We start from the raw sequence: 21,453 nt of genomic DNA on the forward strand, positions 1-21,453 counted from the left end.
GCTAGCGCGAAGCCGCCTCAACCTCAAACATAAAATCTTCTCGATCCTGCGGCTGCGGCATCTGCCCCAGCCAGCTGGTGTAACCAAGTCGGGCAATGCCGCCCAGTGCCACGCCCTGCACCTCGTCAGCGGCCAGGATCAGGCTGAGATCCCACTGCATTTCGATGCCGAGGTAGTGACGCACCCAGTCGCGCACTTCCTGCGCGCCGGGGGCATCCGGCAGAAAACGGGCATACTGCGCGGCGCTGAGCGGGCCCAGGTGCAGGTGAAAACGGTGCTGCACGTCGCGCACCGCCACGCCGAGAAATGCAGAAGCGCCCAGCCGGGGCATGTGACGTCCCGCGCCCAGCCGGGCCTGATCGCGACTGTCCAGCGTCAGCCAGTGCGGCAGGTTCTGCGTCAGCCGGACCGGCACGCCAAAGTAGTGGCGCAGAATGCGCACCAGCCCTTCGGCATCGTGGCCGTGGCGGCTGAGGTGACCCACCAGCATCAGTCGGGCATGAAGGCTGAGCGAGCTGGCCTGCTGCTGGGCCGGTAAACCGATGCCCGCCAGGCAGGCGAGATAGTTCAGGAAGCGACTGTCGTCGGGGCGATCCAGCGATACGGTCGGCTGCGCATCGGCCCAGGCACGATAAAAAAGCAGCGTAGCGCGATGGTGAAACAGGTCAGCAAACGCCGACAGGCTGTGATCCTGATGATGCACGATACGTTCATGCACATATTCGGTCAGATGGGTCGGCAGCGGGCCATTGGGGCCAAACAAACCAAAGCTGTAGATCGACAGCTCATGGCGTCCCGCCTCCTCACGTGGCATGGCGCTGGCGACGGTGGCGGGCGCAAACGCCAGTGATGGCGTCTGACCGATGCGTACCGATTCGAACTTCGGCAGCGGCGCACGGCCCAGCGGATAGCGCTGACCGCCCTGCGCATCCAGCCGCCGCAGCAGCTGGAACAGATCGTAGCGCCACGGCGCGGCCATCACTTTTTGCCAGAAATCATCCGGCAGTCGGGTCAGCCGCGGCAGCGAAATCACTTTTTCGCCACTCATATCAGCGCTTTCCTGCCCATGCGCGGCGGCCAGTAGCCCACTTCGCCGCGCTGCTGGCTGTTAAGGGTGAACTCCGTGAAGCTATTCAGTGCCACGAGGCGGCCACAGACCCGCTCCAGTACGCTGCCGAACAGCCACGGGCTGGCGCCCGAAAACGCCTGCTCATCCACTTCCAGCGTGATGCTGACACCGCGCGCAAACACCACCGGACCCGGCTCCGGCACGCGGCGGTTGACCGCGCTGAGCGTACAATGGCGGATGCCGTCAATCTGGCGGGCAACCGGCGCTTCCGCCAGGTTAGCGTAGAGGCTCAGCAGCTGGCGCAGCGCCGCCGCGCCCTCGCCATCGCTGCTGTCCATCAGGCTGAGGTAGTTCATCTGCAGATGGCTGATCAGCCGCCACGCCGAAAGGCCCTCGGCCAGTGCCGGACGTGGCGGCGTCGGCCCTTTGCACAGTTTCAGTTCCGACACCGGAATGGAGTCCGGCATCACGAAGTTGCCCTGATCCTGCTGCAGCATCAGCGGCAGATCGCGGCTGGTACACATCACCTCGGCGGAGAGATAGCGCACGTCATCGCGCCACGGCGCGTGATGTTCATCCACCAGCGACAGAAACACTTCGGAACCGATGTAACCGGTGCGCGTGCCGTAGCGCTGCGCCTGCTCAGACAGGGTGCGCTGTTCGCGGCGCAGCGAGAAGTAAGCGCCGTAGTCACCCTGGTCACCGCTGAAGGTGCTCCAGAACGGACGGAAAACCTGCTCTTCCCGCTGGCCTTCTACGGTGGCGAACAGCCGCTGCACCGAATGCACTTCGTAATCCAGTGGCCGGATGTTATCCACCACCAGATGATATTCATGCTGGCTGTCGCTGACCTTCAGGCGCTCGGCGGTTTTCGGGAACAGATTGATAACCGGCGTGCAGTGCAGCGCCAGATGGCTGTGATCGACCACGCTTTCCAGCGCGCTGTCCGCTTTGTCGAGCAGGATGATGATGTCGAATGCCGTGGCGTTGTCGCAGCGGCGCAGGAACGGGCCGAGCTGACTCAGGCTGATAAACTGGAAACGTGCCGGAAAGGCAAAATACTCCTGCAACAGACGATAACCGTCGAAGTTGCGCAGATCGTCTGGCAGCAGCGCCTGCTCCGGCGCAAAGCCCTCCTGCTGCAGGGCCTCATCCGTCAGCACCTGACGCTGCGGCCGCTTCTCAACCGACTGCAGCACGATGCCCACCCGGTGCTGCATCAGCAGCTCCAGCAGTTTCAGCGCCTGGATATCCGGGCCGCTGAGAAACAGCATCAGGTCATCCACACTGAGCTGACTGAGCGAGGAGATCCCTTCACACGTGATGCGGATACGCAGCGCACTGACCGCCCCCAGACCACCCAATTTAAGTTCGCCGGAGGGCAGATCGCCGGGCACGCCGCCGAGAGTGACTTCGCTGATGCGCAGCGGATGCAGTATCACATCGTGCGCGGTAGTGTAGCTGCAGGTCACCCCGGTTTTTTTCAGGTTCTGGCTCTCCATCATGGTGCCGCGCGGCACGCGAAAGCCCTGGGTGATGTCACCCTTGCGGCTGTCCGGCGTCAGCTGAGCGATCGCCATTGACGGGGTTGGTGAGAGATAGGATGGCGCAATCATCTCCAGCAGACGCTGCGAGAAGCGCGGAAACTCCGCATCCATCTTCAGCTGCACGCGCGACGTCAGGAAGGCGAATCCTTCCATCAGTCGCTCGACGTAGGGATCTGCCACGTCGATGCCATGCATGCCGAGACGTCCCGCCACTTTAGGGTAACGCGTCGCGAACTCCGCCCCCATCTCGCGCAGGTAAGCCAGTTCACGGTTGTAATAGTCGAGCAGATTGCTGTCCATGATTACCCTGCATCCTGAAGTTCGAAATGGCCGCTCTCCAGATCAACCTGAGTGCGGAACAGAAACGCCAGCGGATAAGGCACGCACCAGAGCCGCCCTTTGATCTCAATCGACAGCACGTTGTGCAGACTAAGCGAGCCGAGATCGCTGACGCAGCGCACCTGGAGTCCCTGCGGCAGAATGCGCGGCTCGAAGTGCAGAATGGCGTTGGTCATTTTGCGCTGCATATCCTGCCATTCGATATCGGAGACGTTCTGCCCGGCCAGCGGCGCAACGCCGAAGTTCCAGACCGAGCGCTGCACCTGACCGAAGCCGCTGAGGTCCTGCTGCGCTTCGTTATTAATGGTGTTGAACAGCCACTGCAGATCGCGCAGGACGTGGCGGCGCAGCGTGCTGTGGCTGATCAGCATGCTGTTTTCCGCCTCCTGCTGCCTGTCCGGCGCGTTGTCGGTCAGGCGATCCAGCAATGAGGATTGCAGCTTGTCGCGGGCGGTTAGGGCATCGCGCTTTTTGCGCGCGCGAAAGCCGCCATGCAGCTGGGCATAGCCATCATTGTGTGCGCCGGAATCATGACTCATCGGCAGACTCTGTATTATCAAACGCGACCTGCTGCAGGCTCAGCAGCGAGAACTCTGCGCTGTCGCTGAGCCACATTTTTTGTCCCTGGCCGATAAACTGGTCCGGGTCGTCGCTCAGCGGCTGCCATTCGGTAACGCTGGCACGCAGAAAACGCTCATCCGCACCCGCCAGCAGCGGATAGCGCGCCGGGATCTGACACACCTGCTCGCTGCCATCCACCAGCTGCACCCGCGTATGACGCCACACCAGATCGGTGACGCTGGCGGGTGCCTGGAACTGCATCTCACGAATGGCGGCGAACGGGATCCAGTAATAACGGCCCTGATTGATCACTTCACACACCGGCCCAAAACGGCTGTCACCATCCATCAGCCAGCTGAAGGCGGTCGGCTGATCCTGCTGAGTCGCGGTGCCGGGATTGGCGGCCGCACGCTCCAGCGCGTCAGCACGCAGTGCGCTGCCGCGCGCGACATCGCCCGCGGTTTCGGCCTGCAACGCGGCCAGCAGCGTATCGCACCAGTGCCACGCGCTGCCCGGCAGCACCGGCTGTGCCACGCCACGCAGCACGGCGTCACGCTGCAGCTCACCGGCAATCGCCTGCTGCAACAGATTGACGGTAGGTTGCGCCTGCGGGCTTAACGCCAGCCAGGATTGCAGCTGCGTCTGCGCACGCGACCAGTTGCCCGCCAGACAGAGCAGCTGCACAAAGGCGGCGCGCAGATCGGCGTTCGCCGGATTGGCCTGAATCTGGCGGGTAACGTCAGCCAGCGTCTCGCTGAGCGTGGCGTTCGCAAGATGATGTTGTAAGGATTCCATGCAAACTCCTTTTGCGTCAGTTAAGGGTGCGATAAACCGCAGCGGCGGGATCTTTCAGTTCAGGGTGCAGTTTTTCCACCAGCTGCACGCTCAGCGTGGTATTGCCACTGACCCACGGTGACCAGACTTTACGGACTTCCTGCAGACGTGCCTGCAAAGCACTCTCATCAGCGGCTTCACTGGCGGGCATCAGCACCACCACCTGACGGGTCGCCTGCCAGCCGTTAAAGCGGTTGCTGAACGGCAGAACCAGCCAGCTGTCCGGGGATTTCTCGTTACTCAGCACCATGCGCTCGCTATTAACCGTGGTGATGTGCAGTTCGGCGGTGGGCGACTGACTGTTCAGCCCCATCACCGGGAAGCCCTGCAGGAAGGTCACGCCGACGGTTGCCGGTGCGCCGTTGCCCTGCTGCGTCAGACGACTGTGTCCGCTGAGCCAGCCATCGGAACCGCAGACCAGCCCTTGCTTAGCCGGCACAAACATTGCGCTACCCTGCGCCGGATGCTGCCACCAGGTGCGGAAATGGCAGCCGTCGAGCAGGCTGAACTGCAGCCATGGCGAGGTATCCGCCTGGGCGGCATTGACCAATGGGTCCGCGGGCACGGCAGCCGTGGCTGGCTGTTGCTGTGCTGGCGGCGCGGGCGGCGTCACCACGGTCTTCCACTGCTGCGCCCGGGCGGCACTGCCGGTAGCGATTTCACTGCCCGCTGTATCGGTCAGCTGCCAGTGCAACTGCTGCAGCGGTTTACACTGCGACGCCATCAGGCCAGCCACCCGTGGCAGAAACTCTTTCAGCACCGACGCGTTTTTCTCACCCAGCGTGACGATGCGCAGGTTAATGGTGCTGTTACACCAGCTCGACAGCTGATTGTTTTTGACGTCATCAATCCAGACATCCAGTTTCTGAGCCGGGGACTGAACGATGCGATAGTTTTCAGCATAAGCGTGCGTGCTGAGCAGCAGCGCAGCCAGACCCAGTAATCCATATTTCATGTTGGCGTTCTCAATCTCGCAGAGGGAAGAACTGCGCCGCTTCAGAGAGCGAGTGCAGCAAAGTGGTGTCCTGGGGCGATCCAATCCAGACGGCCAGTGCGCTGAAATTATCCTGCTGCCCCTGATCTGACTGATCGTTTTTGATGATTTGCTGCATCAGCGTCAGCCACTCTTCCGGCGTATTCACCATGTGCAGTGACTGCTGCATCTGCTCCAGCGTCACGCCGTGCCAGAAACCATCGGTGCAGAGCAGAAAGGCATCGCCATCCTCAATCCCGACCACGTCGCTGTAGCTGGCGTCGCGCTGCTCATCACCCATTCCCAGTGCAAAATAGAGCAGATTGCTGTTGATGCCTTCGGTACGATGTCCGGCATCTTTCATCTGCTGTACCAGGCTGTGGTCAGTGGTGACCAGATAGAGATAGCCGCGGCGGAACAGATAAAGGCGACTGTCACCGGCATGGGCCCAGCAGGCAAGATGGTAGTCGCGGTCGATGAACAGGCTGACCAGCGTGGTGCCCATCCGGCTGTGCTCGCTGCTGGCTTTCTGCTGCTGCCGGATAGCGTGATTCGCGTGATTGACGTAGTTGCGAATCGACTGCGCATTGAGATGCGCATCCCCATCAAACGCTTCCAGCAGGCTGCTGCGGGCGATGGCGGCCGCCCTATCGCCGCCGGGAAACCCGGCCACACCGTCGCACACCACAAAGCAGGCGGAGCGCTTACCGATGACATCACCGATCTGATCCTGATTACTGGCGCGATCGCCCTGGTTCGACGTCGAGGCAATAGTGATATTCATGCGTCATCCGTGTGGGTTTGTGAGTCTTTGTACTGATTAACTTCCAGGTCATAGGCGTGCAGAAACGCTTCGCCAAACAGGGTGTGGAAATCGTCTTCGATCTCGCCCGCTGTCTCGCCGTAGCGCTCAACAAAATGCTCCCACAGCGCCGCTTTACGGCTACCCGGCAGGCCGATACGGGAAACCGACCCCGCCTGACGCGCCTCCTCTTCCAGCTGCTCGGGATTAAAGGATTGCAGCATCGAGGCGATGATGGCGCGGATACCGGCGATCATGCCCAGCTGGTGCGCCTGCAAATCGATCAGCGCATCCCGCACCGCCTGACGCGGTGGCATAAAGCCCGGCATCCGGCTGCCGAACATCTGCATTAATACGGTTTTGCCCGATGGCAGCAGCTTGAACGGGTTGTTGGCGTCGTCGAGGATCACCGTCATGTCGGCCTTGACGCCGCGCTTAAGGATCGAGCGCGACGAGAGCAGCGCGACCGTACCCTGCGAGAACATACTGAGCATCTGACCAAACTGCAGCATCTGCTCGCGGTCAAACTGCGGCGTCGGCTGCAGATCGCGAAGGCCCATCCCTTCCAGCAGCGCGTCCAGCAGTTCGCCTTTCAGGGCCTCGCCGCTGCTCTGGCTGGAGGTGGAGGGCTGCACGGCGGCGGCATGCTGGTGACCCGAGGCAACCGGATCAATGCGCAGCCGCCCTTTTGGCGTCGGAGAAGGAGTACGCTGCACCGCCTGCGGTGTCGGCAGCGTAATGCCGCCGTAGTCGTTTTGCGGATTAACAGCGTCTGTCTGACCGGACTCTGCCTCATCAGTCAGTGGTGCCTGGCGCGGGGTTTCGCTGTGGGGCTGGCTGTGAGCATCAGGGTTAATGGTCTGAGATTCACCGAAGCTGAACAGCGGCGAGTGATCCATTTCGTCCGGGCTGACAGAGATCTGGTCTGGTGAGCGTGCAGCAACCGGCTCAGGCTTTGCCTCTTGCTTAGGCGGTACCTGCAACGTCGCCGGTTTCGCTGGCTCTGGCTGTGCCAGCGGCACCGCGTTCCCCATCATCAGTCCTAATGGATCATCATGGTTGCGCACGTCCGCACTGTTCTCGCCGTCGAACAGGCTCAGTGGATCCAGTTCAGCGGCAGGCGTTTCAGCCTGCGGTGGCGTAGTGTTCTGCTGAGCCGCCAGCGTGCTCGGCGTCCGGTCGTCAAAAATGCTCTGCTGCGCAAATAGCGCATCACCGTCGTCAAACAGGCTGCTGTTTTTAGGCTGCTGACCATAGTCCAGCGGGGCATCGTTAATCAGCTGTGCCAGCGGATCTTCGGGATTACGATCTGGCTTGGCGGGCGCGGTCAGCGGATGGGCATCCGGCATCTCCGGCACCGCTTTACGTTTAGAGAGATCGTCGGAAATCGAGAACTCTTTCGCCAGGCTGTCCCAGATTTCGCTGGGAATGGCGGCGGTGGTGCTGGCTTTTTCGGCTGCCGGTTCGCGAACGGGTGCTGCGGGCTGGACCGGCTCCGGACGCGGAACGGCCCTTTCCATCTGCGGCTGACGATCGCTGTTGAGGTCGCTGACCAGCAGCTGATAATCATCGATGCCCAGAATGTCCCCATCCTGCAGCTCAACCTGCCGACCGCGTTCCAGCGGAATATCGTTGAGCAGCACGCGCGTCACATTGCCACGGTTGGTCAGGCGACATTCGCCGTTAGCCGTGATGTGCACAATGGCCTGCAGGCGGGAGAGCGTTCGGTCGTCATCTGGCAGCACCAGATTGTTATCCACGCCGCGACCAATGGTGCCGCCGGGCGGGAAGAAATCACAATGAGTCTGAGGCGGCTGTTGGCCGGGTTTAGTCGTTATTATCGTAAAGCGCATAACGGATTCCTGCGGTTAGCGGTTCGGCATCTATACCGCACACCTCTCGGGGAAAGGCGCGGGGTATAGGGAGCGGTGAGTTTTTAATAGTGGGGTTGGGTTTTTATATTATCGCTGGGCTGACTTACCTATTTAAACAGAGCGGTTAGGCAGCTTTTTTAAATAAGATTATTGCGAAAAAAATTAATCCCAATGAACGATGGGATAAGAATAAAAATAGACTCGAATTTAGCTTCCATACAAATCAACAGTGCGTAATCCGCAGGAATATAATTAACAAAATATTACTTACCTGAATTTAATAAACGCGATTACAGCGTAATGCAGAGAGTTATTTTATAATTAATGTCGTGCCCATTCTGTAAAGACTGAGCACGACAACGTAATCAGTAAGGCAGTTGCTTCAGAATAGCAGTACGCTCTTTGTCGATGCGGATAACACAGAGGCTGGTGGCAACCGCATTCGCATTGCTGCCTTCTTCAGCGGCAAAGGCTTCCAGTTTGCACTGACCGTCACGATACCTGAGCCAGCTGCGCTGCGTATCCACCAGCGTGGCGACATAATCATCAGCCAGTTTTTTCTGCGTGCCGTACATCTGTACAATGCGTTTTTTAGCTGTCTGGTACGCTTTGTTCAGGTCATCTTCCGCCAGCTTCTTCTGCTGAACAGTACACTGAAACAATGCACCGTCTGATGGCTGTTTTGCACAGGTATCTTCAGCGAATGCTGAAGCGCTTATGCAAAGAGAGACAGCGATCAAAGCCACTTCATGTAGTCTTTTCATACTTTTTTCAGCCGTTTTAATACAAACCAAATTTTTATCAACCCCGACTTTATCGGGGCTGATAAATAATTTTAAGAAATCATATAACGCTTAATTTTTTCACGGCATGCAAATTTCAACACTGTCAACAGTACTTTCACTATCAATGATAAGGTAGTAACTTAAGTTTTTTAATTCTTTGCTCATTAAGTTCTGAAGTGCACATATTGACGTTAGCGTTACTTAAATCACTTCCCTTATCTGCAGCATAAGATGCCAGCTTACAGTCATTCTCTCGATATTTCAGCCAGGCTCGCTGAGCTTCAGTCAACGTATCCATATATTGACTTAACTCTTTATCATCACCTTTAAAAAGTGTTTCAACTCTTCCTTTAGCAAGTTTATATTCTTTATTTAAATCAAGCTCAGTTTCATTTCTGTTTTTTTGGGCACAGGAATAAACTTCCTGAACATTATTACCTTGTGAGCAGTCCGTTGTTGCATAAGCAGGCTGCACCGCAAAAAAACCAGCTGCTAACATCGAGATAAATAACAACTTTTTCATACATCTCCCATTTCATTTCCGGCTTCGAAGATAACGAGCACGATTACGGCCTTTCTCATACTGTTGAAGAAAGCTTGAACTATCAATAAAATCAGCCAGCTTGTCAATATCATTATACATAGCGGCTTGCATGTTAAGTTTAAAACCAGCTCCCTGATAAACCAAATCCACCACGATATCTTTTATCGCCGGTTTTAATTCATCCCAACTCGTTCTTTCAGCTTTCTCCGCAGTCGCTGATAAATAAACCGATCTGGCCCGACTTACATATATAGGATAGATAGTTTCAAAAAGCCTGGCCTGCGATTCACGCGTAATTACACCGCACTCTATTTTGTTTCTTCTTACCCATAATTGCGCTGAAGTTTCTTTTTTAGTAGCACCTAAAGATAGCGCTCTTGCCCGCTGTTCTTCAACTCCAACCCGAATAAGATCCAGATAGACTTCATCTGAACTTCTTCCTCCCATATCATAACCCCGGCCAATGGTTACGCCTGACTTACCACCAGGCCAGTGTATATGCCGGCTAAAAAAAGGACTATGGGGATTATCATTACCTTCGGCATCGAAGGTAACCTGTCCGGCACTCACAGTAAGGCGACCAGAATTATTATTAATATTTTCTGATGGCGTAGACGGAGGGTTTATTGTATTGCTACCTGAAGGATTAGAAAGCGTATTCCATGTCTTGCCATGGATATCGACAACACCATCCGGGCGAGACATAAAACGGGATTGAAACTGCTTAATCGCCTCAATGGTTTTGGGTCCCATGCGGCCATCGGCACGGAGTTGTGGATATCCATTGCGCTGTAACAACTGTTGTACTGTTTTCACGTCGCCGTACTGATTACGGCCACCGACACCAACCGAGCCAGAAATACTCATTTACTCTCTCCGCACAATAATGTTGATTCAGAGAATCCGTGTAAACCGGCTGGAGAATGCGCATGACGACGCGTGCTTCTCTGGCCAGGAGAGATACGCCTCCTGTACGGAGGCGTATCGCTTCTTACGCTTCTTTGTTGCCTTTGATATCCCAGCCAGCGCTGGTTTCTGCGCCTTTACCACCGGAAGAACTCTGCTCCCAGTACTGCTGTTTCACTTTAGAAGCCTGGAAGGCATAAGTTACGCCCAGGGTGTCGTCGTGTTCAGAACCCACAAACTGAACGTTAGTCACCAGCACATCTTCCAGCGTGATGCGGGTGTATTCGATTTGGGTGCCACCCGCTTTGCAAACTGACACTTCGACTTTCGCGACGTGCTTACCGCTGGCGCAGTTTTTCAGCAGTGCAGTGACCGCCTTATCGATTTTGGCGTTGATGTGCAGGTCGTTGAAATTAACTTTACCCGCACCGCCACCGCCACCCACGCTCATATTGCCTGGCTGACTGGCACCCCAGGAAAAGGAGTCAATATCGATCCATCCAGTGTGGTTTGAATCTTTAGATTCGCCGGTAATGCCGTCTACCTTCAGATACATATCAATAGCCATTATCTTTCACTCTTTATTGGTTGAGATTATTGCTTTCAAAAAAGCAAGGATATGGCAAAAAGAAAAGCATGGGGCTGAATAAAACAGTCCATATTTTACCTTTGCCTTGCTTCTGAAATATCGTCATAAACCATATTTCAGATAGTGCGTTGCCGGGCACCAGGCCGGGCAATGTATTTATTGAATTCTCATGATGAGAAATTGAGGTTCTGACCCGTTATTCAGGAAGCAGACAAGCACTCAATAAATTTCCTTAGCTTACCCGCCGCCCAGTAAAAACTTAACGATACAGTGACTGAAAGAGTAATCAGAATGCCGTTAGTTATTTTCCTGATCATCGTGACATTCCAGTCACAGAAGAAAATGAAATAACCTGCGCAGGTGGATAAAATCAGGGCTGAAATAAAAACCAGTAAATAACGTAGTAAATGCAGAACTAATTTTTTAACCATTCTGTCATCCTCCCTGACGTTCATCTCAGCAACCTTTCTGTGAGACATCAGGCGCAAAACCCTTTCGCGCCTGATACCACTGCAACTCAGCCCTTACGCATTATCATTTTTCAGTGACGGCAGCTTAGAGACCAGACGCAGCGAAACGGTCAGCCCTTCCAGCTGATAGTGCGGACGCAGGAAGAACTTCGCGGCGTAATAGCCTGGGTTATCTTCCTGCTCTTCCACATTCACCTCGGCAGCCGCCAGCGGCTTGCGTGACTTGGTCTCCTGCGAGGAGTTAGCCGGATCGCCATCGACGTAGTTCATCACCCAGTCGTTCAGCCAGCGTTCCATTTCATCACGCTCACGGAAGGAGCCGATCTTGTCACGCACGATGCACTTCAGGTAATGCGCGAAGCGGCAGCAGGCGAACAGATAAGGCAGACGCGCGGCCAGACGGGCATTGGCGGTGGCATCGGCATCGTGATATTCCGTCGGCTTCTGCAGTGACTGCGCGCCAATAAAGGCAGCGAAGTCAGAGTTTTTGCGATGCACCAGCGGCATAAAGCCATTTTTCGCCAGCTCGGCTTCTCGACGATCGCTGATGGCGATTTCGGTCGGACATTTCATATCCACGCCGCCGTCGTCGCTCGGGAAGGTGTGACACGGCAGATTTTCCACTGCCCCGCCCGACTCCACGCCGCGAATGGCCGTGCACCAGCCATACTCTTTAAAGGAGCGGTTGATGTTGGCGGCCATGGCGTAGGCGGCATTGCTCCAGGTGTAGTTGCCGTGATCGGAACCGTCGGTCTGCTCTTCGAAATCGAAGCTGTCGACCGGGTTAGTGCGAATACCATAAGGCAGACGCGCCAGGAAGCGCGGCATCACCAGGCCCAGATAGCGTGCATCTTCCGACTCACGCAGGCTGCGCCAGGCGGCATATTCGGTGTTCTGGAAGATCTTGGTCAGATCGCGCGGATTCGCCAGCTCCTGCCAGGATTCCATCTGCATCACTTCCGGCGCGGTGCCGGTGATAAACGGACAGTGGGCGGCCGAACCGATGCGCGCCATCTCACCCAGCAGCTCAACATCCTGCGGGCTGTGGTCGAAATAGTAGTCGCCGACCAGACAGCCAAACGGCTCACCACCGAACTGCCCATACTCCTGCTCATAGATCTTCTTGAACAGCGGGCTTTGATCCCAGCCAGCACCTTTATAGCGCTTGAGGGTACGACCCAGCTCCTGCTTGGAGATGCTCATAAAGCGGATTTTCAGCATCTCGTCCGTTTCGGTGTTGTTCACCAGATAGCTCAGGCCGCGCCAGGCGCTTTCCAGCGACTGAAACTCCGGATGGTGAATAATCTGGTTCACCTGCTGTGACAGCTTTTCGTCGATCTCCGCGATCAGCGCCTGAATGGTGCGATAGGCGTCGCTGGAGACGGTGACGGTGTTCTCCAGCGCCTGCTGCGCCAGGGTTTTCACCGCGCTTTCGACGGCGGCGCGTGCCTGGTCGCTTTTCGGCCGGAACTCTTTGTTCAGCAGCGCGCTGAACTCATCCTGGCTGAAACTGGCCGCGCCCTGCGACTGGGGTTGTTGTGAAGTCTGCGTCATGCCTGCGGCTCCTTACCTTCAGTGGCCTCATCCTGCTTAGGCAGATGGGTCAGAGCCTGCAGCAGCGTTGGGTCCTGCAGCACCTTACCAATCAGCTCTTCAGCGCCGTTTTTGCCGTCCATATAGGTCAGCAGGTTTGCCAGCTGGGTACGCGCTTCCAGCAGCTTGCTCAGCGGCTCGACGTTGCGGGCCACGGCATCCGGCGAGAAGTCATCCATGCTGTCGAAGGTAAGATCGATGTTCAGCTTGCCTTCACCATTCAGGGTGTTGTCTACCTGGAACGCGGCGCGTGGCTTCAGCGCTTTCATGCGCTCATCGAAGTTATCGATGTCGATTTCAAGGAATTTGCGGTCGTCGATGCCCGGCTGCGGCTCCAGCGGTTTACCCACCAGATCCGCCAGCACGCCCATCACAAACGGCAGCTGAATTTTGCGTTCCGCGCCATAAATTTCCACGTCATATTCAATCTGAACGCGAGGCGCGCGATTGCGGGCAATGAACTTCTGCCCACTGGATTTGCTTGTTGCCATGGTTTTCTCCATCAATGATGCGCGGATAATGTGTCACAGCAGGCGCGCAGGTCCCGCTGTGTGAGTGGGTCACGCCTGCTTAGTCGCGACGTCCGAAAATGGTTTCCAGCTGATGCACGCCATCGGGTGCCAGTTCGCGGATGATCTCCAGGAAGTCGCGCTCGATTAAGCGCTGCACCCGGTCGATCATCAGCGGGGCCGGATGACTCGGCTCATGCTGAGTGAAGTAGAGCTTCACCTTCTCCAGCATCAGCTGGGCATCGGCGCGGGAACCGATCTGCACCGTACGCCAGTCCGCGGCCGCGCGCGGCGCCGTGGCGACTGCCGCCGGGGCCGCCGCTTCTGCGGGTTGTTCCGCCGCTGCGGTGGGAATCAGCTGGCTGATGTCGGTGGCCTGGCAGCGTTCGGCGATCAGCGCAATCTGTCTGCGCAGCAGGGCCAGTTCCGGCACCGCCGCGTCGCCCAGCCGTTCGGCCACGGTTTCGCAGATGGTCTGCAGCCGCTCATGAATCTGCAGTACCGCCTCTATACCAGGCTGGTCGCCACGCGCCAGTTCGTCGATCAGACGCGGCAGACCGCCAGGGTAGTCCGCCACCTCGGTTTTGCTGCCGTCGCACAGGGCGGCCGCATCGCGCAGCGTGATGCCGTCAGACGGATAGCGCAGCAGCCAGCACTGACGCACCGCGCCACTGAGTTCAGTCTTGTCACCCAGCAGCGCCAGGGCATTGATGCGATAGAACGGGTCCTGCTCGCCGTACTCTTCCAGCCGGGGCCACAACGGCTCCCAGTAGAGCAGCAGCGCCTGTTCAATCAGCTTCAGTCCCTGGGCATAGCCCGGCAGCCCTTTCAGCTCCGTCCAGGCATGGGTCAGCGCCAGCATCACCCGTAAATCTTTACTGCGGGCCAGCAGCGCTATCGCCAGCTTCTCAACTTTGTTCCAGTCGGCGGGTTCTGCCGGAATGATGGTGTTGCCGAACTGCTGTTCCGCTTTACCGGCACTGGCCTGCTCCATCGCCTGAAAATCGGCGTCGTACTCCAGGTTATCGCCGCCGGGATTGTCATCACTGACCGGAGCCAGTAAAGCCTCTGTATTCATCGTCATGCGTGTCGCCTCAGGATTCAAACATCGGGGGATAAAGTCCGTTTCGTCCCGGCTTTGCCCCACCGGCCGGATCAAACAGCAAGGAAAAGAGCTGCGCGGTGAAGTTACCGCTGTGAACCTGGGTATAAAGCGGGAACCCATCGCTCTGATTGGTCCACCAGAAACTGGTATAGAACTGCGGGTCGAAATTCTCGCCCGGCAGTGTCCAGTTCAGCGTTGAAGGCGTGTCGCCATGGCCGATAACGTTAAGAATATCTGACGGCTCGCCCGTCTCCTGCGGCGGTTGCGGCTGCGGAATGCTGATCAGCGCCTGATCCAGCTGCTCCGGCGATCCGCCGCCCTGTACCACCCGCAGCAGCGTATTGCCCACCTGCTGATACCACTCGCCGGAGCGTGCCAGCAGGGCCGGCGACCACTCGGCGGGGGTAAAGTGACGCAGCGCGCAGAGCGGGTAGTTACGTCCCACGCTGTCCCGAGCCGCAATCAGGCAGCCCATCTGGATCAGCTGACTGCCCAGCATCGGCGGCACCACAAAATTCCAGACCGGCGCGTTGAGGAACGGGCGCGACGGCGCGTTATCCCCCTCCTGACTGCTCTGCCAGTGATGCAGGCCCACCTGGAACCAGCTGGACCATTGGCGATAGAGGACATCAGGAAAGCGGCGCTTCACAAAGTCACCGGCGCTGGGCAATTTGCCGTACCAGCAGGGTGCAGCGTAATGAGTCATTGTCGGGTCCTGTTTCAGGGGCAGCTAAAGCCGGGAAGCTGGAACGGGTTACGAATGCTGCCAGGGGTGAACGACAGCGTGACCTGATGCCCCTCCACGCTGAATGTGGCTTCGCGGGTCAGGCCGCCGGCCGCCGTAACACGGGCGCGATCGAAGAAGCGATTGAGTGCCCAGGGCCCACTGGTGACCAGCGTTGAGGTAGTGCCGTTGGTCAGGCCCAGCTGCATCCGCACCTGGCTGGTGCCGCCCGGACCGGGCCAGCTGACCATCTGCACCGCCTGTGGCCCGTGGCTGTAACGCAATTGCTGTCCATCCACATCCAGCGTCAGGTTAAGAATGTCGTTGTCCATTTTTACGGTGCGCAGCGTGACGCGGAAACCTGGCGTGGTGGCGCCGTTGGCAAAGAACGCATCACGAATCGACTGCGCCTGCTGGAAAGGACGCAGAAGTGCTTCGCCACCCGGCAGCGTTTTGCCGTCAATACCCGGCGTAAAGCGCCATGAGGCGTTAGTGGTATCCACTTTGCTGGCCAGATTGTCGCGGAAGAAGCTGTCCATCATGCCGCTGCCGGGAGCAAACATCCGCGCCAGATCGTCGGGTGTCACCTCACTGCGCGCGGAGCGCACCAGCGGATAACGTCCGGCGATCGCCTGACGACAGAAACTGCCGACTTCCATGGTGATGCGTTTACGGACGTTATCCATGTCGCGGCGCTGCGCATCGCTGCTGGCCCCGACCGCCATGCTGGAGACCATATTCTGCAGCGAACCGGGCAGCCGTCCGGCGCTGGCCTGCAAACGGCTAATCGCATCGCTGGCCGGTGGCGGCATTCCGCTGTTGGCGGCATCCTGCACCGCCGTGAGGTAGCGATAGAGATCGTCAATCTGGTGCAGGAAGTCGTCCACCGCCAGCACCTTACTGCCCTGCTGTAACGGCTGGGCCAGCTCAAGCACTGGCGCAAAATGCACCGCAACCGCCTGCTCCGGTGACGCCTGCGCTGCCGCCTGCCCACGCGCCGCAGCCGCTTCGGGCGAGGTAAACAGCGCTTCAAGGGTGCGGGTGGCGCTGTTATCCGACGGCTTCGCCGCCTGCGCGGTTTTCTCATCGGGCTGCGCCCGGTTCAGCGTCAGCAGGTTACTGAGGTTGATTACCAGCTGGCGCAGCGGCGAGTGGTTGCCCGACAGCAAGCGCGCAGTGTTGATGCGTTGCGCAAGATCGGCACTGCTGTTGAGCTGAATATCGCTCAGGAACTGCTCCCACTGCCGGATGTAGTCCTGCACATAGAGCTGGCGCACCGCAAGATCGGTCTGCTCACTTTTCTGCTGCGGCGCAGCGCCGTCCAGCACCCAGAGATCGTCCTGATAAAGCGCCTGCGTCACCGGACCAATCTGCTTGTCCACATGCTGCCAGTAGCCGTCCGGCGTATAGAGCCCCGCTACGCCATCATTCACCGATTTACCGCTTTTACGGGAAAAAACCAGCTCGCTCTGGGGACCGCCCAGCGCTGCCAGCGTCACCGGCTGCAGGCTGTCATCACGTTGCAGCAGGCGCTTCAGCCGTCCGTAGACGCGCTGTGACAGCGGCATCTGATTAATCAGCGCCTGCTCGCGCTTTACCAGCGCGTCATCCTTCGCATACGGCGACGAGTGAATCTGCGTCTCCAGCAGCTGTTGCAGATGCCACGCCAGCTGTTTTACCTGCTGCTGCGTCACGTTCTGCGGCAGCTCGCGCGACAGGTTAAGCATCAGCCACGCCTGCAAAAACTTGCCGTCGTAGTGCTTCGGCTGGTAGAGCATCTGATATGCCTTCAACGCTTCATAGCTGTAGTCAGCGTCACTGCCATTGTCATTGCGCAGCCAGCGGGTGATGTTCTGCGCCACCTGCGGCAACAGCAGCTGCTTCAGCGCTTTATCGTAGAGCGCACGCGTCGCATCGCTGACCTCGGTACCACGATAAAGGCCCATACGGCGCGTCAGCGGCGGCGATTCCAGCGAGAAGTCGGCGCTTTCCGGCAGGTGTAACAGGGTGTTGAGATAAGGCACCAGCGCAAAGAGATCGCCGTTGACCTGCTTCTGAAGCTGGTCGCCGAGTTGCTCCACCTGCGGCGCTTTAGCGGCCATCTCCTGCAGATAGGCTTTGTTCTTGCTGTAGCTGGTGAGCCACAGACCGCCCGCGACCAGTAACAGCAATAGCAGCGCCAGATAGCCTGACCAGAGTCCGGCGCGGTTGCGCAGCTCCCACCAGCGGTTGCTGCCTGCCAGACCTGACTCCTGGAAAATCACATTCTCCAGCACGCCTTTCAGGAAGAAGCTCTGCCCTTTGTTCTGCGGAATCGGGGCGTCCTTATCGACCCGATCCCAGCTGCCCGATTCGCCCGCCTGCTGGCCAGGCAGATTCAGGGCACGGTTCAGTTCACCCATTACCCGATCAAACGGCAGACCTTCCTGGGTGCCGCTGGCAAAGTAGATGCCGCGTGGCGCGAACTGGGTTTCAAAATCGGAGCGGGCGAACAACGTGTCGAGCGCGTCGGCCAGCAACGGACGCAGCGCAGCGAACTCCTGCGGGAAGAGATAACTTTCTGCCCGCGCCTGCGCGTCGCTCTCCGTCAGCAGCCGATCGGCCAGTCCGGCATCGAGCCGCTGTTGCAGCAGGGAATACTCCTGCTGGAACTGGCTGTTCAGCTCGAAATCGGCGGCGGACGCTTTCGCCCACGGGAAGGTGAATCCCCAGATCTGTTCACGCTGCGCTTTGTCCAGCGAGGCGAAGTAGCTGCGGAAGCCTTTGAGCAGGTCCGCTTTGGTGACCAGCACATAGACCGGGAAACGGATGCCGAGACGATCGTGCAGCTCCATCAGGCGCTGACGCAGCGCCAGCGCCTGGTTGCGCAGCGCCTCAGGTGACTGACTCAGCAGATCGGAAACGCTCAGGGTGACGATGACGCCGTTGATCGGCTGACGTCCGCGATATTTACGCAGCAGGTCGAGGAAATGGTGCCATTCGCTGGCATCCCGCTCCTGCTGACTCTCCTGGGTGCTGTAGCGCCCGGCGGTATCGAGCAGCACCGCGTCGTTGGTGAACCACCAGTCGCAGTTGCGGGTACCGCCAATGCCGCGCAGCGCTGACTTGCCAAACTTATCCGCCAGCGGAAACTGCAGGCCCGAGTTGACCAGCGCCGTCGTTTTACCGGCACCAGGTGCGCCGATAATCATGTACCACGGCAGCTGATAGAGATACTGACGGCCAAAGCGCTGCGCCCAGAACGGCGTGCCTTTGCTGCTGTGGCGCTGGAAGTGCGCCTTTCTCAGCATCTCAGTCGCTTCGGAAAAACGCCCTGCCAGCACCTGCTCTTCACTGGTCAGACGCTGACGATCGGCTTCCGGTGCATCGCTTTTGCCGGTTTCAAGACTCGACATCAGCTTGCGGTTAAGCCAGTAGTTGTAGAGCCGCGGGATCGCCTGCCCCAGGCCCCAGACCAGATAGAGCAGCGCGATACTGATCATGCGGTTCTGCTCTGGCTCAAGCGGCCGCGAATCAACGATAGAGAAGACCGGGCCAATCACCCAGATAATAAATGAGAGCGCGGTGATGCCGACAAAGCCCCACGCAAGGCGGCTGGTCAGCACCGCAAACAGAATATTCAGCATGGATCAGTTCCCTCTCGCCAGGCCGTTGAGTTCGGCATGCGTCGCATCCGGCGCAACCAGTAACGTGATTTCAACACGACGGTTACGCGCGCGATTCTCTGCGCTGGTGTTCGGCACCAGCGGATTGCTTTCACCGCGCCCTTCCGCTTTCACGCGTGACGGCTGCGCCAGCTGCTGTTGCAGCAGAGTCTGGACCGAACGGGCGCGCGCCAGCGACAGTTCAAAGTTGGAGGCGAAGCGCGCGCTGCGGATCGGCACGTTATCGCTGTAACCAATCACCTGAATCTGCCCGCTGACGTTGTTCATGGCCGCCGCGATGCGCTGGATCACGTCAATGTAGCCGCCGCGCACCTCGGTCGCCGCCGAAGCAAACAGCCCATCCCCTTTCAGCGTCACCACGCTGCGGTCCGCTTCATCACGCACCGCCACCAGCCCGGCATCAATTTCCGGCTTCAGGAAGGCCCGCAGGTTGAGCGTGGCAGGCGGAGGCGGTGCCGGGTTGCCGATCTTCACTTCCGGCAGCGCCGTCTGATAGATGCGGGCCAGTACCGGCGAGGTGTAATCGCCCAGACGCCAGTTGAGCACGATATAGAACAGACAGGCCGCCAGCCCGGCCACGGCGGCGCAGGCCCACAGCGGGATCATTGGTCGCCACAGCTTGCGCAGCACCGGCTGATCGGTGGGATGCGGTGACAGCGCCGCGGCGTAACTGCCGCGCACGCTTTTAATCATCTGCAGCAGGCGCTGTTTGATGGTCTCCAGCTGCGAGCGGCCATTGTCCAGCACCCGATAGCGTCCTTCGAACCCCAGCAGCAGGCAGAAGTAGATCAGCTCCAGCATCAGAATGTGACGTCTGGGGTTCTGCGACAGCTTCGCCAGCAGCTGGAAAAACTTCTCGCCGCCCCAGGTTTCGTTGTGAAAGGTGACCAGCAGACCATTGCTGGTCCAGACGCCGCGACTGCCCCACGGCGTCAGCGCCGCCGCCTCATCCAGCGCGGTACAGAGACAGTAGCGCGCGCCGATGATCACTTCGTAGCCGAGGCCAGACTGCTGGCAGCTCAGCTCGAAGCGGCGGATCTGGTCGATCAGCTGCTGACGCAGTTGCGCCGGGTCTTCATGCGACACCGAATGGCGGATCTGTGGAATCGCGTTAATCAGGGGGTTGGCCGCTGCAACCAGCACATTCTGGTGGCTGGCATCCGGCGCAAGATCGCTGTGTGAATGTTGTTGTTCCTGCATCATGCTGCGTGCTCAGTTTATTATTCTGACTGACTGCGGATGGCCCAGAACTCCATGTTCAGGCCCGGAAACTCACCGGCAAGATGCAGCGCAAAAGCGCCCGAGCGCTCCATCTCTTTCCATAGCTCGCTGTTCTTATCCAGTTCGAAATAGCTGTATCCGGCATGCCACGGGATCTGCGGCGGCGCGCCGGGCATCGCCCGAAGTGCGAGACCCGGCAGCTGAAGCTGCACCAGATCGCGGATTTTGCTGACCGGCGCGACTTTCATCTGTGCCGGGAAATGGGTTTTCAGGGTGTCGGCCGGCACGCTGGCTTTCACCGCCAGCACAAAGCCGAACTCATGCACCATGCTGCTCTCCGGCACGGTGGCGACGTTCAGGCCGTGCGAACGCTGCGTCAGCGGCAGCTGAATGGCGCTCTCCTCCATCACCTGCGATAGCCCCTGACGCAGCAGCAGCGACAGACGGCTGAAGCAGTTGTGCAGGTCGTCATGATCGTAAAGCGGCAGTCCTTCCGGCGCGCGCGCGGGCGTCCAGGTGCTGAGCTCGGCGGCCAGTTGCAGCCAGTGGCTGTAGAGGGTTTCAGGATGCAGCAGCGGCAGATGTTGCAGATGGCTGTGCAGGCCAAGCTGACGATTGAGCAGCGCCAGCAGCATAAAATCGACCATATCGGCGCTGTTGAAGCGGCCGGTTCCGGGTGCACGCTGACTCAGCTGCTGGCTGCGCTGCTGGATCAGCCCGTGCAGGTCATTAAACATGTTTTGCAGCGGACGGCTGCTATTCAGGGTCAGCATCGGCGGGATGTAATCGCTGTCGAGCCGGATGTGGTTGTCGCTGCGTTTTTCAATCACCTGCGCAACGCCCATTGCGGTCCACTCGGCGGTCAGATCCTGCTCCAGCATCAGCCGCAGGCGCAGCTTGCCGAACTGTACCGTCGCGCTGCCCACGGCCTGTGCGTTGTCATCTTCCACGTCCGCTTCCCAGGCCAGATAGCGCGCCAGAGAATCCTGCGACTCCTGGAAGGCGACGGCTTCGCGACCGTTGCGCCGGGTCGGTATTGCCAGCACCACTTTGCTGCGATCAACAGTGGCCGGCAGATCAAGCGGTGCCGGGCCATGCTGTGGCTGGCTGAAGGCGAAAAACGTGCCGTCTGGCAGACAACCGCTGGCCGCGCTCAGCGCCAGTTTGCCCTGACGCAACAGCGCTTCATCAAACTCAAGATCGTAAAAGCCCCAGGTGTATACACGCTGTGACTGACCCCATTCACGCAGGGTGCTGAGAAGATAATTTTCTGACTGCTGGAAATGGTGAGGACGCAGAAACATCCCCTCGGTCCAGATGACCTTTTCGGCTCTGTTCATCGG

At 58.5% G+C, this 21,453-nt stretch carries 18 protein-coding genes; all 18 read right to left on the reverse strand.

The genetic code is table 11. The features are described 5' to 3' along the window. Nucleotide 1: 1 nt before the first annotated feature. The 18 genes from tssG to tssK all read right to left on the reverse strand — a co-directional run bounded on the left by tssG (nt 2) and on the right by tssK (nt 21,450). The gene (tssG, locus tag K6R05_RS11085) at nt 2-1,048 is read right to left on the reverse strand and encodes a type VI secretion system baseplate subunit TssG (RefSeq protein ID WP_222924152.1); all 1,047 of its coding nucleotides are present in this window, start codon (nt 1,046-1,048) and stop codon (nt 2-4) included. After that, nucleotides 1,045-2,916, reverse strand: coding sequence for a type VI secretion system baseplate subunit TssF (gene tssF, locus K6R05_RS11090; protein WP_222924153.1), 1,872 nt, complete (start codon nt 2,914-2,916; stop codon nt 1,045-1,047). Before tssF ends, tssG begins: the two co-directional genes overlap by 4 nt. Before the next feature lie 2 nt (nt 2,917-2,918). After that, nucleotides 2,919-3,494, reverse strand: a complete 576-nt coding sequence (gene tssE, locus K6R05_RS11095) for a type VI secretion system baseplate subunit TssE (RefSeq protein WP_161736253.1) — start codon at nt 3,492-3,494, stop codon at nt 2,919-2,921. Continuing rightward, nucleotides 3,484-4,311 (reverse strand): type VI secretion system accessory protein TagJ, encoded by an 828-nt coding sequence (locus K6R05_RS11100; RefSeq protein ID WP_222924154.1) that lies wholly within the window; start codon nt 4,309-4,311, stop codon nt 3,484-3,486. Before K6R05_RS11100 ends, tssE begins: the two co-directional genes overlap by 11 nt. Nucleotides 4,312-4,327: 16 nt before the next feature. Then, entirely contained in the window at nt 4,328-5,305 is a 978-nt protein-coding gene (locus tag K6R05_RS11105) for a hypothetical protein (protein ID WP_222924155.1), read from the reverse strand. 10 nt (nt 5,306-5,315) lie between these two features. Then, a complete protein-coding gene (locus K6R05_RS11110; RefSeq protein WP_013357582.1) occupies nt 5,316-6,107 on the reverse strand; it encodes a PP2C family protein-serine/threonine phosphatase in 792 nt (263 codons plus the stop codon). Next, nucleotides 6,104-7,978 (reverse strand): type VI secretion system-associated FHA domain protein TagH, encoded by a 1,875-nt coding sequence (gene tagH, locus K6R05_RS11115; protein WP_222924156.1) that lies wholly within the window; start codon nt 7,976-7,978, stop codon nt 6,104-6,106. Before tagH ends, K6R05_RS11110 begins: the two co-directional genes overlap by 4 nt. Nucleotides 7,979-8,364: 386 nt before the next feature. Beyond that, nucleotides 8,365-8,661, reverse strand: coding sequence for a lysozyme inhibitor LprI family protein (locus tag K6R05_RS11120; RefSeq protein WP_262390866.1), 297 nt, complete (start codon nt 8,659-8,661; stop codon nt 8,365-8,367). Nucleotides 8,662-8,905: 244 nt separating this feature from the next. Beyond that, nucleotides 8,906-9,307 (reverse strand): lysozyme inhibitor LprI family protein, encoded by a 402-nt coding sequence (locus K6R05_RS11125; protein ID WP_222924158.1) that lies wholly within the window; start codon nt 9,305-9,307, stop codon nt 8,906-8,908. Nucleotides 9,308-9,319: 12 nt separating this feature from the next. Further along, complete coding sequence (locus tag K6R05_RS11130; protein WP_222924159.1) at nt 9,320-10,195, reverse strand: DUF8812 domain-containing protein; 876 nt, start codon at nt 10,193-10,195, stop codon at nt 9,320-9,322. 124 nt (nt 10,196-10,319) lie between these two features. After that, the gene (locus K6R05_RS11135; protein ID WP_033779371.1) at nt 10,320-10,802 is read right to left on the reverse strand and encodes an Hcp family type VI secretion system effector; all 483 of its coding nucleotides are present in this window, start codon (nt 10,800-10,802) and stop codon (nt 10,320-10,322) included. 545 nt (nt 10,803-11,347) lie between these two features. Then, on the reverse strand, nt 11,348-12,847 hold the full coding sequence (tssC, locus tag K6R05_RS11140) for a type VI secretion system contractile sheath large subunit (RefSeq protein WP_013357575.1): 1,500 nt from the start codon (nt 12,845-12,847) through the stop codon (nt 11,348-11,350). Continuing rightward, on the reverse strand, nt 12,844-13,377 hold the full coding sequence (gene tssB / locus K6R05_RS11145; protein WP_013357574.1) for a type VI secretion system contractile sheath small subunit: 534 nt from the start codon (nt 13,375-13,377) through the stop codon (nt 12,844-12,846). The genes tssC and tssB overlap by 4 nt, the downstream gene beginning before the upstream one ends. A gap of 79 nt (nt 13,378-13,456) precedes the next feature. Next, the gene (gene tssA / locus K6R05_RS11150; RefSeq protein WP_222925485.1) at nt 13,457-14,473 is read right to left on the reverse strand and encodes a type VI secretion system protein TssA; all 1,017 of its coding nucleotides are present in this window, start codon (nt 14,471-14,473) and stop codon (nt 13,457-13,459) included. Between the two features lie 16 nt (nt 14,474-14,489). Then, nucleotides 14,490-15,206, reverse strand: a complete 717-nt coding sequence (tagF, locus tag K6R05_RS11155; RefSeq protein ID WP_013357572.1) for a type VI secretion system-associated protein TagF — start codon at nt 15,204-15,206, stop codon at nt 14,490-14,492. A 14-nt stretch (nt 15,207-15,220) separates the two neighbouring features. Beyond that, nucleotides 15,221-18,850: a type VI secretion system membrane subunit TssM gene (gene tssM / locus K6R05_RS11160; RefSeq protein WP_222924160.1), complete on the reverse strand. Its 3,630-nt coding sequence runs from the start codon at nt 18,848-18,850 to the stop codon at nt 15,221-15,223. Nucleotides 18,851-18,853: 3 nt separating this feature from the next. Beyond that, on the reverse strand, nt 18,854-20,092 hold the full coding sequence (locus K6R05_RS11165; RefSeq protein WP_161736239.1) for a DotU family type VI secretion system protein: 1,239 nt from the start codon (nt 20,090-20,092) through the stop codon (nt 18,854-18,856). A 17-nt stretch (nt 20,093-20,109) separates the two neighbouring features. Then, nucleotides 20,110-21,450: a type VI secretion system baseplate subunit TssK gene (tssK, locus tag K6R05_RS11170; protein WP_222925486.1), complete on the reverse strand. Its 1,341-nt coding sequence runs from the start codon at nt 21,448-21,450 to the stop codon at nt 20,110-20,112. Nucleotides 21,451-21,453 lie beyond the last annotated feature (3 nt).

The organism is Pantoea alfalfae (genome assembly GCF_019880205.1).
Classification (GTDB): Bacteria; Pseudomonadota; Gammaproteobacteria; order Enterobacterales; family Enterobacteriaceae; genus Pantoea; species Pantoea alfalfae.

Coding starts and splice junctions, on each gene's coding strand:
- tssG (WP_222924152.1), bottom strand. CDS start 1,048: ATGAGTGGCGAAAAAGTGATTTCGCTGCCGCGGCTGACCCGACTGCCG.
- tssF (WP_222924153.1), bottom strand. CDS start 2,916: ATGGACAGCAATCTGCTCGACTATTACAACCGTGAACTGGCTTACCTG.
- tssE (WP_161736253.1), bottom strand. CDS start 3,494: ATGAGTCATGATTCCGGCGCACACAATGATGGCTATGCCCAGCTGCAT.
- K6R05_RS11100 (WP_222924154.1), bottom strand. CDS start 4,311: ATGGAATCCTTACAACATCATCTTGCGAACGCCACGCTCAGCGAGACG.
- K6R05_RS11105 (WP_222924155.1), bottom strand. CDS start 5,305: ATGAAATATGGATTACTGGGTCTGGCTGCGCTGCTGCTCAGCACGCAC.
- K6R05_RS11110 (WP_013357582.1), bottom strand. CDS start 6,107: ATGAATATCACTATTGCCTCGACGTCGAACCAGGGCGATCGCGCCAGT.
- tagH (WP_222924156.1), bottom strand. CDS start 7,978: ATGCGCTTTACGATAATAACGACTAAACCCGGCCAACAGCCGCCTCAG.
- K6R05_RS11125 (WP_222924158.1), bottom strand. CDS start 9,307: ATGAAAAAGTTGTTATTTATCTCGATGTTAGCAGCTGGTTTTTTTGCG.
- K6R05_RS11130 (WP_222924159.1), bottom strand. CDS start 10,195: ATGAGTATTTCTGGCTCGGTTGGTGTCGGTGGCCGTAATCAGTACGGC.
- K6R05_RS11135 (WP_033779371.1), bottom strand. CDS start 10,802: ATGGCTATTGATATGTATCTGAAGGTAGACGGCATTACCGGCGAATCT.
- tssC (WP_013357575.1), bottom strand. CDS start 12,847: ATGACGCAGACTTCACAACAACCCCAGTCGCAGGGCGCGGCCAGTTTC.
- tssB (WP_013357574.1), bottom strand. CDS start 13,377: ATGGCAACAAGCAAATCCAGTGGGCAGAAGTTCATTGCCCGCAATCGC.
- tssA (WP_222925485.1), bottom strand. CDS start 14,473: ATGAATACAGAGGCTTTACTGGCTCCGGTCAGTGATGACAATCCCGGC.
- tagF (WP_013357572.1), bottom strand. CDS start 15,206: ATGACTCATTACGCTGCACCCTGCTGGTACGGCAAATTGCCCAGCGCC.
- tssM (WP_222924160.1), bottom strand. CDS start 18,850: ATGCTGAATATTCTGTTTGCGGTGCTGACCAGCCGCCTTGCGTGGGGC.
- K6R05_RS11165 (WP_161736239.1), bottom strand. CDS start 20,092: ATGATGCAGGAACAACAACATTCACACAGCGATCTTGCGCCGGATGCC.
- tssK (WP_222925486.1), bottom strand. CDS start 21,450: ATGAACAGAGCCGAAAAGGTCATCTGGACCGAGGGGATGTTTCTGCGT.